The following is a 13,452-nucleotide window of genomic DNA, read 5'->3' on the forward strand; positions in this document are numbered from 1 at the left end:
GAGGCTCGCTCAATCATACCATGACGGAGGAGAGTGGGAATGATGGCAACGAAGAAAATTCTTGTCGTGGACGATTCGCCCTTTATGCGAACAATCATTTCCGATCTTATCTTAGAAGATTCCACTTTTGTAGTAGTTGGAACAGCCAGCAACGGTGTCGAGGCTGTAGAGCAAGTGAAGCAGCTGAATCCTGATGCTGTGACGATGGATGTTGAAATGCCAATTCGTAATGGAATTGATGCACTGAGGCAGATCATGTCTGAATGTCCAGCCCCGACGATTATGCTGTCTGGCTTAACGGAGGAAGGGCGTCAAGAAACGTTAGCAGCCTTAGAGTATGGTGCTTTTGACTTTGTATGCAAGCCAAGCCCATCAGGTGGACAGCAAGATATTCACAAAGTAGGTATGATGCTGCGTGAAAAGCTTCATGCGGCGATCGTATCAGATGTTAGACGCAAGCAATTAAACAGCATGGCTGAAGAGAGACGCATTTCCGAGCAACAGCGTTCAGAAAAGCCAAGTACTCCGCCATCCATTGGACAAGATGCTCGTCTGTTAAAGATGACAAGAAGCGAAGCTAACGTTGGCAACAACGTATCTGAGCGTCTAGATAGCAAACGATTGCGTCCGCATACTTCTAGTGAACTGGTCGATAAGCAGAAGAAAGAAGTACAATCCACCTCTAAGGATGATACTTCAATTCTAAGAAAGCAAACATCGTCTATTAGCAAACCATTGGATGAAACGGTTTCTATTCGAAAATTGCCTGATAAGAAGCGCTATGCGGTGGATCAGCACCGAGCACCTTCTGAACATCAAAGTTCCCGCTTCAACATGTCTAAGCGGATGTCTAACAACACGAATTATAGTCAACTTGTTGCCGTGGGGACATCAACCGGGGGACCAAGAGCTCTTAAGGAATTGTTGTCAAATCTGCCAGGGGACTTGCCTGCTCCTGTATTGATTGTCCAACATATGCCGCCTAATTTTACGCATTCTTTGGCTCAGCGACTCAATACTTACTCTGAATTGCATGTGAAAGAAGCTGAACATGGAGATGTTCTACAGTCGGGTTGGGCGTATTTGGCACCAGGTGGACAACATATGACCGTTGTTGCTCGACCGGATGGTACTCATGTAATTGAATTAAGTGTAACGGCGCCTCGTTCAGGGCATCGTCCTTCTGTTGATGTGTTGTTCGAATCTTTGCTTCCATTCGATGGATTTGAACGTCATATCCTCCTGCTTACAGGAATGGGGAGTGACGGCGCTAGGTCGATGAATACGTTATACCAGAATGGTGTAACATCGACGTTTGCTGAAAGTGAGCAAAGTTGTATTGTATACGGAATGCCGCGTTCTGCAATTGAGTTGAACTGTGTGACCCATGTGGTTCCTATACAAGATATGGCAAGACAACTCGTAAAAGCGATGAAATAGCGATTAATTCGCTATGGAGACGAGGAAAGGGGTGTTTTAGCATGGATTTGAATCAATATTTATCCATGTTCTTGGATGAAGCGAACGACCATTTGCAAGCACTTAACGAACATATGCTGGAGCTTGAAAACTCTCCAGATGATGTAGGGATTGTACAAGTTATTTTCCGTTCGGCTCATACACTTAAAGGTATGTCCGCTACGATGGGATACGAAGACTTAGCATCACTAACGCATGAGATGGAGAATGTATTGGATCTTGTTCGAAATCATCAGCTAAAGATGGACGAAATGATTTTTGATACTTTATTCAAAAGTTTAGATGCGCTTGAGACGATGGTTGCCGATATAGCAAATGGAGGAACAGGTAAATCTGATGTTTCTTCTATTGTAGCTTCGCTCAAGTCGATTGTAAGCGGAGATTATAAAAAAGAGCAATCAGGCGTAGCTGTTGAAGCTAGTGAGAATGAAGACAAGCATGCCGAAGATCAAATTGATGAGTTCCAACGTTCCATTTTAGAGCAGTCAATAGAAGCGGGGATGCACGTTTTATACATAAAAGTTACACTGCAACAAACTTGTGTGCTGAAAGCTGCTCGTGCGTATATGATTTTCCAAGCGTTAGGTAGCCATGGTGAAGTTGTGAAGACGACACCTCCTGCTCATGAGATTGAACAGGAAAATTTCGATACTGGCTTCTCTATTTTCTTCGTGTCAGGCTCTGGAGTCGAACAAGTAAAGAAAGATATTGCTGATATTTCCGAGGTAGAATCGGTTGAAATCCAGATGCTTACGATTGAAGATGTGAAGAACTGGAATGATATGAAAGATGCTGAGTCGCAAGCGAAGCAAGAAGCAGTTGCAGCGTCGGCTGAAGTTGCGGCAAGCAGTGCCGTAGCAGAAAGCCCTGCTGACAAGTCCGCAGACGAACAGAAAGCTAATCGTTCTGTTCAGTCGGGCAGCAGTGGGAACAAAGCTGTACAAAATCGTACCATTCGTGTCGATATTGAGCGTTTAGATGTGTTGATGAACTTGCTGAGTGAAATGCTAATCGATCGTGCGCGTTTGGAGGATCTTGCATTAGATATTAAACGTACGGATCTAACAGAGACCGTAGAACATCTTGCTCGCATAAGCACAGACTTGCAAAGTATCGTATTGAAGCTGCGTATGGTTCCGATTGATGTTGTATTTAATCGCTTCCCACGTATGATTCGTGACTTAGCACGTTCATTGAACAAAAAGGTAGACTTTGTCATTACAGGAGCGGATACAGAACTGGATCGTACAGTCATTGATGAGATAGGAGATCCACTTGTTCACTTGCTTCGTAATGCAATCGACCATGGTATCGAATCCATTCAAGATCGTGTGGCAGCTGGAAAGCCAGAAACAGGAACCTTGAATTTACGTGCCTATCATAGTGGCAATCACGTATTTATTGAGATTCAAGAAGATGGTAAAGGCATTCAGCGTGAAGCTGTCCTGAAGAAAGCAATCAAAAATGGACTTGTTGATGCAGATAAAGCAGCGAACATGACAGATGAACAGGTGTACCAGTTTCTGTTTGCATCTGGATTTAGTACAGCAGAGCAAGTTTCGGATATTTCAGGACGTGGTGTAGGACTAGATGTTGTCAAAACCAAAATTACTTCACTCGGGGGACATGTTGTTGTGCAGTCCAAGCCGGGTCAAGGAACAACGTTTATTGTTCAGCTTCCATTGACGTTGTCTATCTTGTCTGCAATGTTGTTCCGTCTAGGCGATGAGAAGTATGCGATTCCGCTAACTTCTATTGTTGAGACAGGATTAGTTCGTAAAGAAGAGATAAGACGCGTGCATGGCGGAATGCGTATGATCGATTATCGTCAGGGTGTCATTCCTCTACTATCTTTGAGCTCTATGTTTGGCTGTTCTGGGTATTCTGACTTTGAGGAAGATGAAGTGGAAATTATCATTATCCGTAAAGGAGATAGTGTGGCAGCTCTTGCTGTGGATGACTTTATTGGACAAAGTGAGATTGTACTTAAACCACTTGGAAACTATTTAAAATCTGTGCAGGGCATTTCTGGTGCAACGATATTAGGAGACGGCCAAGTCGCACTTATCGTAGATCCTAACGCACTACTCAAATAAGCAAGGAGGAATCATGATGGCAGAAGAGATTAAAGTAGTCGTCTTTAAGCTAGCACACGAAGAGTATGGTATAGAGGTAGAGAAAGTAAAAACAATTGAGCGGATGATGCCAATTACACGTGTGCCGAAAACATTCACCTTTATCAAGGGTGTTGTTAACTTGCGAGGTGTAGTTGTTCCAGTTATGGATTTGCGTGGTCGTTTCGGTCTTCCCGAAGCAGAGTATGATGATCAGACTCGTATCATTATTGTGAACTCACATGAAATGGAAGTCGGATTCATTGTAGACGGTGCAAGTGATGTCATCGATATGAATGCAGAGCAGATTGAGGCTCCTCCAGAAGTAGTTGGCGGGGTAAAGGCGAAATATTTGCGCGGCGTAGCCAAAATTAACGATCAACGTTTGCTCATCATGCTGAATTTGGCTGAAGTGTTGAATCGAGATGAAATTATTAAGTTAGAAGAGCTAGAGGCTTAATTACGTGCAACTTTACGAGAGCCTAGGCGAATTTAAGCTGGATGTATTGAAAGAAATCGGGAATATTGGTGCCGGGAACGCCGCCACGGCCCTTTCCCGACTTCTGAATCGTCCAGTAGATATGCAAGTTCCAAAAGTAAGAGTGCTGCCTTTCGAATGCATTGCAGATGAAGTAGGCGGTCCTGAGCAAGTCGTAATTGCCATTTATTTTCGCGTCGAGGGAGAGGTTCCTGGACATCTCTTCTTTATTTTTGAGCAAGAGCCTGCAAAAAGATTGCTTTCTTATCTAGTGAATATGAACGACAACAAGGATTTGGACTTCTGTGATATGGAGATCTCAGCTCTTTCCGAAATCGGAAACATTTTAGCTGGGTCGTATCTATCATCGTTAGCTGACTTTACGAAATTAGCCATGAGTCCGACAGTTCCTCAACTGGCGATTGACATGGCAGGTGCTGTTCTTAACTATGGGCTGATTCAATATGGTGAAATGGGAGATAGCGCATTGCTGATCGATACAAAGTTTCTTGAAGGTTGCGAAGAGATACAAGGAACGTTCTTCCTGATCCCAGATCCAGACTCCTTTTCTAAAATATTTACAGCATTGGGAGTGCCGATCGAATGATAGAAGAGTCCACCGTAGTAAAAGTCGGAATGGCTGATCTTAATGTTTGTCGAGAAGGTTCTTTGCGCACCACGGGACTTGGCTCATGTGTTGGGTTGACCTTGTACGATTCCATTAGCAAAGTAACCGGAATGGCCCATGTTATGCTGCCTTCATCTGAAATTGCTAGAGAAGGCAAGCTGAATATGGCCAAATATGCAGATACAGCGATTCCAGAATTAATTCGCCTTATGCAGGAGCAAGGTGCGATCGTCAATAGATTAAAAGCTAAAATGGCTGGTGGGGCTCAAATGTTTGCTTTTTCATCCAATAACGATATGATGCGGATTGGTCCGAGAAATGTGGAATCCTGCAAGCAAGTTCTCGATCATTTCTCTATCCCCATCATTGGCGAGGATACAGGCGGCAATTATGGCCGTACCATTGAAATTCGCTGTGAGGATGGTATTTTGAATATTCGCAGTGTACAAAAAGGAACGAAGGAAATTTAATATGGCTGGATCATTACGTTGGAATATTGTTGGCGGAATAATAGGCTTCCTTATAACAACCTTTGCTGCTTCGATGACAAATCCTTTGTCAACGAGCATCGTTCGTGGAGTAATCGGTGGTGTAATATGGTTTGGACTAGTCTTCGGGTTTCGCTGGATTGCTCAAATGCTGCTGCAGGGAAGTGGTCAAGGTGATCATAATGTTCAGGCGATGGAACCTTCATCAGTTACGGTACGTGGACAAAATATCGATTACACAACACCAGATGAGCAAGACATACATGCAATTTTAACATCATCACCAGTTGAAAGCAGTTCTTCGACGGCACATTCAGACCAAGCTGTGGAGTTTACACCGATGAACCCACCTAAGCTAGTCACTAAGCCGCCGCTTAATGACGAACAATTGGCTCAAGCCGTTCGTCACCTGACACAAAAGTAAGGAGGCTGAATGTCGGTGAGCGTGCAAAAAATAACCCAATGTTCGCATTATGAGTTATGGCAAGCGTGGAAAGAGCGCGATAATGTAGATGCAAAAAAACAGCTCATAGAGTTGTATTTGCCTATTGTGGATTTTGTATCTAATCGAATGGCTGCAGGATTGCCGCGAAGTGTATCTAAAGACGATCTTGCCAGCAATGGGGTAATGGGCTTAATAGATGCTATTGAGAAGTTTGATTACAGCCGCGGGCTTCAGTTTGAAACATATGCATCTTGGAGGGTACGTGGAGCAATCTTGGATGGCCTACGCTCAGGAGATTGGGTTCCCCGCTCTGTTAGAGAGAAGGCTAAAAAGATTGAGGAAGCTTATCAACACCTTGAACAAAAATATTTACGTACGGTAACAGAAGAAGAAGTGAGCGATTATTTAAACATATCTGGACAGGATTTTCATACGATGCTTCAGGATGTTTCTGTCATGTCTCTTTGTTCATTGGAGGACCCGATCCGCGAGGAAGATTCAGAAATGAGAATCTCTTTGTTGGTTGATGAAAAGGCTAAAAATCCTGAGTTCAAAGTGAATGAACATTATTTGCATCAATGCCTTGTTGAAGGGATTGATAGATTGACAGAAAAAGAGCGTACGGTTGTGTCTCTCTTTTATTATGAAGACTTATCTCTAAGTGAAATTGCAGAGGTTATGAGCCTATCTCCTTCGCGAATCTCACAATTACACTCGAAAGCTATCATGCGCTTGCGTTCGGTACTTGATAAGCATAAGACTATGCTGCTAGAATCGTAGCGTACGTATGTCATTTGGAATATATGTATTGATAAGTTTACATAGGATATACAATTAGTTCGCTAAATATATGGAAAGGGGAACGACTATGAGCACCGTGGATATGTTGGCGCAATATATGGACGTGACTTTGTCTGAAGATAAAATGAGCGCATATGTGCATGTTTTGAAGCAGGATGACCCTCTTGAATGTACGGCAGATGATGTAATTCTTTATCTCCGGATTCATCAGGTGAAATACGGCATCAATATGGAAGTGCTTCGCGAGATCGTTTCCCAGCCTGAACTGTATGCAAAAACGTCAACATTGGTTGCGAGCGGAAAATTGCCGGTTCCAGGAAAAGACGGCAGTATCAGAGTTCTTATTAATGTTGAGGAAGGGGACTCGCGTCCCCTGGAGCAAGAAGACGGTTCAGTAAATCTTAAAGAACTCAAACAGCTGCAAAATGTAGCGAAAGGTCAAAGGATAGCCGAGTTGGTCCCACCACTTGCCGGGATTCCAGGAATGGATGTTACAGGTGACGTTGTAGATGGAAAAATGGGTAAAGAGGCTCGATTCAAGATTGGTAAAAACGTTGTTGTCGTTGAAGAGGATAGTGCTATGTATGCCGCAATTGACGGTCTCATAAGCAAAACAGAAGGCGACAAAATGAATGTGTTTCCTGTATATGAGGTCAATGGAGACGTTGATTATCGGACAGGAAACATTGACTTTATTGGAACGGTTGTCATTCGTGGGAACGTGTTGACTGGTTTCAAAGTTAAAGCAGCAGGTGATATTCGTGTCTATGGTGGCGTGGAAGGAGCTGTGCTGGAGTCGCAAGGATCTGTTGAGGTATCAGGCGGTATTATTGCAGGAAATAAGGGTAGTGTTAATGCAAATCACACGATTAAATGCTCTTTCATTCAGGAAGCGAACGTAACTGCTGGATTGGACGTAATAGTATCTCAAAGCATCATGCATGCTCAAGTTAGAGCAGGGCGTGGTGTCTTCTGCAAAGGGATGAAAGGTCTTATCGTTGGCGGACTGATTCAAGCTGGTGAACGGGTGGAAGCTCGCACGATAGGCAATACGATGTCTACAGTAACGACGATCGAAGTTGGAGTACTGCCTGATTTGCGAAACGAGCTGAACCAGTTGCGTGCGAATCTGAAAGTATGCTCAGACAATCTTGAGAAAACAGAGAAAGCATTGCGTATACTTGATCAGCTTGCATCAGTCGGACAGCTAACAGATGAAAAGCTTGTTATGCGCATCAAGCTTAATGCAACAAGGAAGCAAGCTACACAAGAAAAATTAAATATTCGGGACCGAATACTTGAGATTGAAAGAAAGCTTGAGGAAACAAATGTGTCTCTCGTACATGTCACACAAACGATCTATGGAGGAGCCAAAATCGTTATTGGACGTTATACACGATACGTCAAAGATGCTTGTAAGCGCGCTACATTCCAAATTGTGGATGGAGAAGTTGGCATGTCCTCCATGTAGCAGCAAACAATTGAGGTGAGGTTATGAATCTGAAGCCCGTTGAATTGCAGGTAGCAATACCTCGTACACAAGAAGCATCAACGATTCAGAACCAGATGCAGCATCGTCCTGGTGCTGAGCAATCCATGCTCAATCATCATGCAGCTAAGCAGATTGAAATATCTCGCCAGCGAGGGGAAGAAGTCGATGCAACGGCGGATGGTCGTATTCGTGATGACGGACAAAATGGAGGACATAAAGGGGACGATAAGTCAAGGCAGCAGCGTTCCGAGAGCCAAGGCGAGAACCAGGCTGAAACGATTGCAGCTGAGCACCCTTACAAAGGGAAACATATTGATTTTTCGGTTTGAACACAACGCCGCTGCTCTATGATGAGTTTGCGGCGTTATAGTTATAATAAAGGTATTTTCGTCGGATTTAGAGGAGGACACTAATGGAACAGCCATGGATTTATCTCGTACTATTAGGGGCAGTTATTATGCTCGTTGGCTGGAAAAAACCTGCTCGCAGCAGCGATGAAGCACAATTTTCTAAAAATGTGGAAGCAACATTGGAACATTTTATTCACGAAGTTGGTGAAGAGAATGAAAAAGTGCTTGCTGTAGTTGAACAGTTGAAAAAAGAAAATGATCTGCGATTTAACGCTGTTCGTCATCGTATGGATGCACTAGAAGCTTCCTTGTCACAGGCTGAAGAGCGTGCATGGCATGCTGAGCAAACACTTGCACAGATTCGTCGTGAACAATCTATGCAGCAACCTGTTGGTGTGAATACGTATACAATTGCAGCTGATAGCGGACACACGATTTCAGCACTAGATCATGATATTGTAAGTGAAAGTTCGTCTGATCAACCAAATACAGTGCCGCAATCGATTCGCAGCCGCTATGAACAATTGTTTGCTCTAGTAGACGAGGGTAAGTCCAATCAACAGATTGCTGATGAGTTACACATGAATCGCGGTGAAGTTGAGCTTATCCGCCAGCTGAGTCAACAGGAGAGTGAGCGGCGTGTTTAAGGATCGTACATTTTTAATCGGTCTAGGAGCAGGAGTCATCATCGGTACGCTAATGCTCCAAATCATGTTGATTGGACAGACAGTGAGTACAGAATTGACAGAACAGCAGCTTGTACGAGAAGCAGATCGTCAAGGATATGATCTTGTCCCAAAAGATTCAGTGCTTCCATCAAAAAAGGATGGGAACAATTCGGATAAAAGCAAAGCTGAAGGAGTGAAACAAAATGACTCCACAGATTCCAATCAGGTCAAGTCTACTTCTGGGACTGAGAAGTCAGAGCTTCCTACTGCAAAAAACAAGGTAGCAGATAATAATGCTGGTAAAAACAAACCAGACAGTAATATGGTAAGTGTGTTTATACCAGCAAAGTCTACTTCGGATGATATCTCCAAGTTGTTGGAGGCAGCTGGTGTCGTGAAGGATGCTGACAAGTTCCAACAATTTTTGCAACAGGAGAAAAAGGCTCGAAGTTTGCGCACTGGCAAGTTTCAATTTACACTTCCTATGACAGAGCAAGACGTACTGAAAACATTATTGAAAGCTCCGAATGGTTAGTTGAAATAGAAGATAGATGTAAAGTGAAAATAGTTGCAACGTTATACACAATATGATATATTAATTGACGGTGTTAAAACACACGCTGATTAATTTTGGCAAGGGTGCTTTCTGTCGTGGGAAACTGTGCGGGAAGTCTTGTCGGAAGATGACATTGGCGGAGGAAAACGAACCAATTAGGAGGTGTAGTGAAGATGGCAGTTATCTCCATGAAACAGCTTTTGGAAGCTGGCGTACATTTCGGTCACCAGACTCGTCGCTGGAACCCAAAGATGGACAGATATATCTTCACAGAACGTAACGGTATTTACATCATTGACTTGCAAAAGACAGTGAAAAAAGTCGAGGAAGCTTACAACTTTGTAAAATCCCTTGCAGCTGACGGCGGCACAGTGTTGTTCGTTGGTACTAAAAAACAAGCACAAGATTCCGTTAAAGAAGAAGCGGCTCGTGCTGGTCAATACTTCATCAACCAACGTTGGTTGGGTGGTACATTGACTAACTTCCAAACTATTCAAAAACGTGTTGATCGTTTGAAGAAACTTGAGGCTATGGAAGAGGACGGTACTTTCGCAGTACTTCCTAAGAAAGAAGTTATCTTGCTCCGTAAGGAGAAAGATCGTCTTGAGAAATTCTTGGGCGGTATCAAGCACATGAAACAATTGCCTAGCGCATTGTTCGTAATCGACCCACGTAAAGAGCGCATTGCTGTTGCAGAAGCTCGCAAATTGGGTATCCCAATCGTAGGTATCGTTGATACTAACTGCGATCCGGATGAAATCGACTATGTTATCCCTGGTAACGACGATGCAATCCGTGCTGTTAAATTGTTGACTGCTAAAATGGCTGATGCAATTATCGAAGCTAACCAAGGCGAAGAGACAACAGCTTAAGCATAAGAATTGGATGAACAAAGGGTGGTTGAAAGGTGATTCGCCTCTCGCCGCCCTTTTTTTAAAGTGAATTGAACTTTACGTCTTCGTTACATAACGAAGCTAATATTGTGTTGGAGGGAACTATCATGGCAGTAAATGCGAGTGCAGTAAAAGAATTGCGTGAAAAAACAGGCGCTGGTATGCTTGATTGCAAAAAAGCGTTGGAAGAAGCTAACGGTGATATCGCAAGAGCAAGCGAAATCCTTCGTGAAAAAGGATTGGCTGCTGCAGCTAAAAAAGGCGACCGTATCGCTACAGAGGGTGTAGTACAATCCTACATCCACGCTAACGGACGTATTGGCGTATTGGTTGAAATCAACTGCGAAACTGACTTCGTAGCAATGACAGATCAATTCCAAGCTTTCGCGAAAGACATCGCAATGCATATCGCAGCTTCTGCTCCGAAGTTCGTTCGTCGTGATGAAGTATCTGCTGATGAGATTGAGAAAGAAAAAGAAATTTTGAAAGCTCAAGCTCTTAACGAAGGCAAGCCTGAAAAAATCGTTGAAAAAATGGTTGAAGGCCGCATCAGCAAATACTACGAAGAGTTCTGCTTGTTGGAGCAATCTTTCGTTAAAGATCCGGACAAAACAATCGAAGAACTTCTTAAAGAAAAAATCGCTACAATCGGCGAAAACATTTCTATCCGTCGCTTCGTTCGTTACGAACTTGGTGAAGGTTTGGAGAAAAAACAAGATAACTTTGTTGAAGAGGTTATGGCACAAGCTAAAATGTAATTTTCATTCGGAAATACATTGCAAGCAAGCCTTAAGGCTATCAACAGGCACGCTGAAAAGTTGGGACACATTGTGTTCCTTCTTTTTTAGCGGTCGTTATGGAAAGTGGAGGGTATACATTGAAGCAACCGGTTTATAAACGCATCGTATTGAAAGTTAGCGGTGAGTCGTTGGCAGGTCAAGCTGGATATGGCATCGAGTCAGATATGATCAATTCTATCGCAGAGCAAGTGAAAGAGGTCGTTGAGCTTGGCATAGAAGTGGCTATCGTCTGTGGTGGCGGAAATATTTGGCGTGGAATTGCAGGAAGCGAGAAAGGCATTGATCGTGGCACAGCAGACTACATGGGTATGCTTGCAACTGTAATGAATTCTCTAGCTTTGCAGGATGCACTAGAGCAAATTGGCGTGCCTACACGTGTTCAAACATCGATTGCTATGCAGCAAATTGCTGAGCCGTATATTCGTCGTCGTGCCATTCGTCACTTGGAGAAGGGTCGAGTGGTTATTTTTGCGTCAGGTACAGGAAACCCGTTCTTCTCGACGGATACGACTGCAGCTCTACGTGCTGCGGAGATCGAAGCAGATGTCATCCTAATGGCTAAAAACAAAGTGGATGGCGTATACTCTGCGGATCCATTCAAGGATGCAACGGCAGAAAAATTCGATCAGTTGACTTACTTGGAAGTGTTAAACCGAAATCTTGGTGTTATGGACTCAACAGCTACTTCTCTGTGTATGGACAATGATCTGCAACTTGTTGTGTTTAATATCACAGAAAATGGTAACATTAAGCGAGTCGTGCTCGGTGAGAAGATCGGTACTATTGTAAAAGGGAGTGTAGACTAATGCCGCAAGCAGTTAAGAAAAATGCAGAAGAGCGTATGGAAAAAGCGATTGGTGCACTCAAACGTGAATTGACGTCACTTCGTGCAGGTCGCGCTACTCCGGCTTTGCTTGATCGTATCCAAGTTGAATACTATGGTGCAATGACACCTGTGAATCAGCTTGCTAACCTCAATACGCCAGATGCTCGTACTTTGATGATTCAGCCATGGGATAAATCTTCTATTGGCGCGATTGAGAAAGCAATTTTGAAGTCTGATCTTGGATTAACTCCGGCAAATGATGGACAAATGATTCGTATTACGATTCCTGCTCTAACAGAAGAGCGCCGTTTGGAGCTTGTAAAGCAAACGAAGAAATATGGTGAAGAGGCTAAAGTAGCTGTTCGCAATATTCGTCGTGATGCGAATGATGATATCAAGAAGATGGAGAAGACAGATATTTCTGAAGATGAGTCTCGTCGCCATCAAGATGATGTTCAAAAGCTTACAGATAAGTACATAGTCGAAGTTGACAAAGTACTTGCTGCAAAAGAAAAAGAAATTCTGGAAGTGTAACGTTCTAGACAACAGTGACTTGATACCCCTCCACACGGTGGGGTTTATTGTCTTTTTATTCGAACCCAACAGTCATAAGGGCTTCGACGTCAGTATGTTATCACCGGGTTGGAGGAGACGGAATGATTAAGCGATTCCAAGCGTGGTTGAAGCAACGCGAAACTAGCCATAAGCCTTTGTACGTTTCTAAAGACAATGTCCCAGAACATGTAGCCATTATCATGGATGGCAATGGACGCTGGGCGAAGCGCCGTGGATTGCCTCGTGTTGCTGGCCATCATACCGGCATGAAGGCTGTCAAACATGTTACGATAGCTGCAAATGAGTTGGGTATCAAAGTACTTACGATGTATGCATTTTCAACAGAGAATTGGAAAAGGCCGAAGGATGAAGTTGAGTTTCTAATGAAACTGCCTCAAGAATTTTTGGCTGTTGAATTAGATGAGCTAATCAAAGAAAACGTTCAAGTTCGGATGATGGGACATCGGGAACAGTTACCTGAACATACACGCAAACCCTTAGAAGAAGCAATTGAACGGACGAAACACAACACCGGTCTTATTCTTAATTTCGCCTTAAATTATGGCGGACAGCGTGAGTTGGTTGAAGGTGTTCGTGAAATCGCAGCTGATGTATTAGCAGGACGAGTACAAGTGGACCAGATCGATGAGCAGATGATTTCTGCGCATCTTTTAACCAATAATTTGCCTAATCCTGATTTGCTTATTAGGACGAGCGGAGAAATGCGTCTAAGTAACTTTATGTTGTGGCAGTTGGCATATAGTGAATTTTGGTTTACTGATGTGCTATGGCCAGACTTTACTGGGGAACACTTGAAGGAAGCCGTAGCCGAGTACCAAAATCGTCATAGGCGGTATGGCGGACTACAATAAGTTGGAG

The 13,452-nt window shown here is 43.5% G+C and carries 16 protein-coding genes; all 16 read left to right on the forward strand.

Features of this window, described 5'->3' with window-relative positions; genetic code table 11:
* Positions 1–39 precede the first annotated feature (39 nt).
* The 16 genes from IFO66_RS02080 to IFO66_RS02155 all read left to right on the forward strand — a co-directional run bounded on the left by IFO66_RS02080 (position 40) and on the right by IFO66_RS02155 (position 13,445).
* Positions 40–1,440, forward strand: coding sequence for a protein-glutamate methylesterase/protein-glutamine glutaminase (locus tag IFO66_RS02080; protein WP_225445421.1), 1,401 nt, complete (start codon positions 40–42; stop codon positions 1,438–1,440).
* Positions 1,441–1,481: 41 nt separating this feature from the next.
* Positions 1,482–3,575, forward strand: a complete 2,094-nt coding sequence (locus IFO66_RS02085) for a chemotaxis protein CheA (RefSeq protein ID WP_192023529.1) — start codon at positions 1,482–1,484, stop codon at positions 3,573–3,575.
* A 16-nt stretch (positions 3,576–3,591) separates the two neighbouring features.
* Entirely contained in the window at positions 3,592–4,053 is a 462-nt protein-coding gene (locus IFO66_RS02090; RefSeq protein WP_192023713.1) for a chemotaxis protein CheW, read from the forward strand.
* A gap of 4 nt (positions 4,054–4,057) precedes the next feature.
* On the forward strand, positions 4,058–4,678 hold the full coding sequence (locus IFO66_RS02095) for a chemotaxis protein CheC (protein ID WP_028595556.1): 621 nt from the start codon (positions 4,058–4,060) through the stop codon (positions 4,676–4,678).
* Positions 4,675–5,169 (forward strand): chemotaxis protein CheD, encoded by a 495-nt coding sequence (locus IFO66_RS02100; RefSeq protein WP_028595555.1) that lies wholly within the window; start codon positions 4,675–4,677, stop codon positions 5,167–5,169. The genes IFO66_RS02095 and IFO66_RS02100 overlap by 4 nt, the downstream gene beginning before the upstream one ends.
* A 1-nt stretch (position 5,170) precedes the next feature.
* Positions 5,171–5,611: a hypothetical protein gene (locus IFO66_RS02105; protein ID WP_192023530.1), complete on the forward strand. Its 441-nt coding sequence runs from the start codon at positions 5,171–5,173 to the stop codon at positions 5,609–5,611.
* Positions 5,612–5,620: 9 nt separating this feature from the next.
* Complete coding sequence (locus tag IFO66_RS02110) at positions 5,621–6,412, forward strand: FliA/WhiG family RNA polymerase sigma factor (protein ID WP_225445422.1); 792 nt, start codon at positions 5,621–5,623, stop codon at positions 6,410–6,412.
* An 88-nt stretch (positions 6,413–6,500) separates the two neighbouring features.
* Entirely contained in the window at positions 6,501–7,904 is a 1,404-nt protein-coding gene (locus tag IFO66_RS02115; RefSeq protein WP_192023531.1) for a DUF342 domain-containing protein, read from the forward strand.
* A gap of 23 nt (positions 7,905–7,927) precedes the next feature.
* Positions 7,928–8,254 (forward strand): hypothetical protein, encoded by a 327-nt coding sequence (locus tag IFO66_RS02120; RefSeq protein WP_192023532.1) that lies wholly within the window; start codon positions 7,928–7,930, stop codon positions 8,252–8,254.
* Positions 8,255–8,337: 83 nt separating this feature from the next.
* Positions 8,338–8,922, forward strand: a complete 585-nt coding sequence (locus IFO66_RS02125; protein ID WP_192023533.1) for a hypothetical protein — start codon at positions 8,338–8,340, stop codon at positions 8,920–8,922.
* Complete coding sequence (locus tag IFO66_RS02130) at positions 8,915–9,478, forward strand: hypothetical protein (RefSeq protein ID WP_192023534.1); 564 nt, start codon at positions 8,915–8,917, stop codon at positions 9,476–9,478. The genes IFO66_RS02125 and IFO66_RS02130 overlap by 8 nt, the downstream gene beginning before the upstream one ends.
* A gap of 194 nt (positions 9,479–9,672) precedes the next feature.
* Positions 9,673–10,371 carry a 30S ribosomal protein S2 gene (gene rpsB, locus IFO66_RS02135; protein ID WP_028595549.1) on the forward strand — a complete coding sequence of 233 codons (699 nt, stop codon included), beginning with the start codon at positions 9,673–9,675 and terminating at the stop codon, positions 10,369–10,371.
* A gap of 128 nt (positions 10,372–10,499) precedes the next feature.
* Positions 10,500–11,150, forward strand: coding sequence for a translation elongation factor Ts (gene tsf, locus IFO66_RS02140; protein ID WP_192023535.1), 651 nt, complete (start codon positions 10,500–10,502; stop codon positions 11,148–11,150).
* A gap of 119 nt (positions 11,151–11,269) precedes the next feature.
* Entirely contained in the window at positions 11,270–11,998 is a 729-nt protein-coding gene (gene pyrH / locus IFO66_RS02145) for a UMP kinase (RefSeq protein WP_028595547.1), read from the forward strand.
* A complete protein-coding gene (gene frr / locus IFO66_RS02150) occupies positions 11,998–12,552 on the forward strand; it encodes a ribosome recycling factor (protein WP_192023536.1) in 555 nt (184 codons plus the stop codon). The genes pyrH and frr overlap by 1 nt, the downstream gene beginning before the upstream one ends.
* Before the next feature lie 122 nt (positions 12,553–12,674).
* Positions 12,675–13,445, forward strand: coding sequence for an isoprenyl transferase (locus IFO66_RS02155; protein WP_192023537.1), 771 nt, complete (start codon positions 12,675–12,677; stop codon positions 13,443–13,445).
* The last annotated feature ends 7 nt before the right edge of the window (positions 13,446–13,452 follow it).

The sequence above is a fragment of the Paenibacillus arenosi genome, from assembly GCF_014841135.1.
In the GTDB taxonomy this organism is placed as follows: domain Bacteria; phylum Bacillota; class Bacilli; order Paenibacillales; family Paenibacillaceae; genus Paenibacillus_B; species Paenibacillus_B arenosi.

Coding starts and splice junctions, on each gene's coding strand:
- IFO66_RS02100 (WP_028595555.1), top strand. CDS start 4,675: ATGATAGAAGAGTCCACCGTAGTAAAAGTCGGAATGGCTGATCTTAAT.
- tsf (WP_192023535.1), top strand. CDS start 10,500: ATGGCAGTAAATGCGAGTGCAGTAAAAGAATTGCGTGAAAAAACAGGC.
- IFO66_RS02085 (WP_192023529.1), top strand. CDS start 1,482: ATGGATTTGAATCAATATTTATCCATGTTCTTGGATGAAGCGAACGAC.
- IFO66_RS02125 (WP_192023533.1), top strand. CDS start 8,338: ATGGAACAGCCATGGATTTATCTCGTACTATTAGGGGCAGTTATTATG.
- IFO66_RS02105 (WP_192023530.1), top strand. CDS start 5,171: ATGGCTGGATCATTACGTTGGAATATTGTTGGCGGAATAATAGGCTTC.
- rpsB (WP_028595549.1), top strand. CDS start 9,673: ATGGCAGTTATCTCCATGAAACAGCTTTTGGAAGCTGGCGTACATTTC.
- IFO66_RS02115 (WP_192023531.1), top strand. CDS start 6,501: ATGAGCACCGTGGATATGTTGGCGCAATATATGGACGTGACTTTGTCT.
- IFO66_RS02155 (WP_192023537.1), top strand. CDS start 12,675: ATGATTAAGCGATTCCAAGCGTGGTTGAAGCAACGCGAAACTAGCCAT.
- IFO66_RS02090 (WP_192023713.1), top strand. CDS start 3,592: ATGGCAGAAGAGATTAAAGTAGTCGTCTTTAAGCTAGCACACGAAGAG.
- IFO66_RS02110 (WP_225445422.1), top strand. CDS start 5,621: ATGTCGGTGAGCGTGCAAAAAATAACCCAATGTTCGCATTATGAGTTA.
- IFO66_RS02120 (WP_192023532.1), top strand. CDS start 7,928: ATGAATCTGAAGCCCGTTGAATTGCAGGTAGCAATACCTCGTACACAA.
- frr (WP_192023536.1), top strand. CDS start 11,998: ATGCCGCAAGCAGTTAAGAAAAATGCAGAAGAGCGTATGGAAAAAGCG.
- IFO66_RS02080 (WP_225445421.1), top strand. CDS start 40: ATGATGGCAACGAAGAAAATTCTTGTCGTGGACGATTCGCCCTTTATG.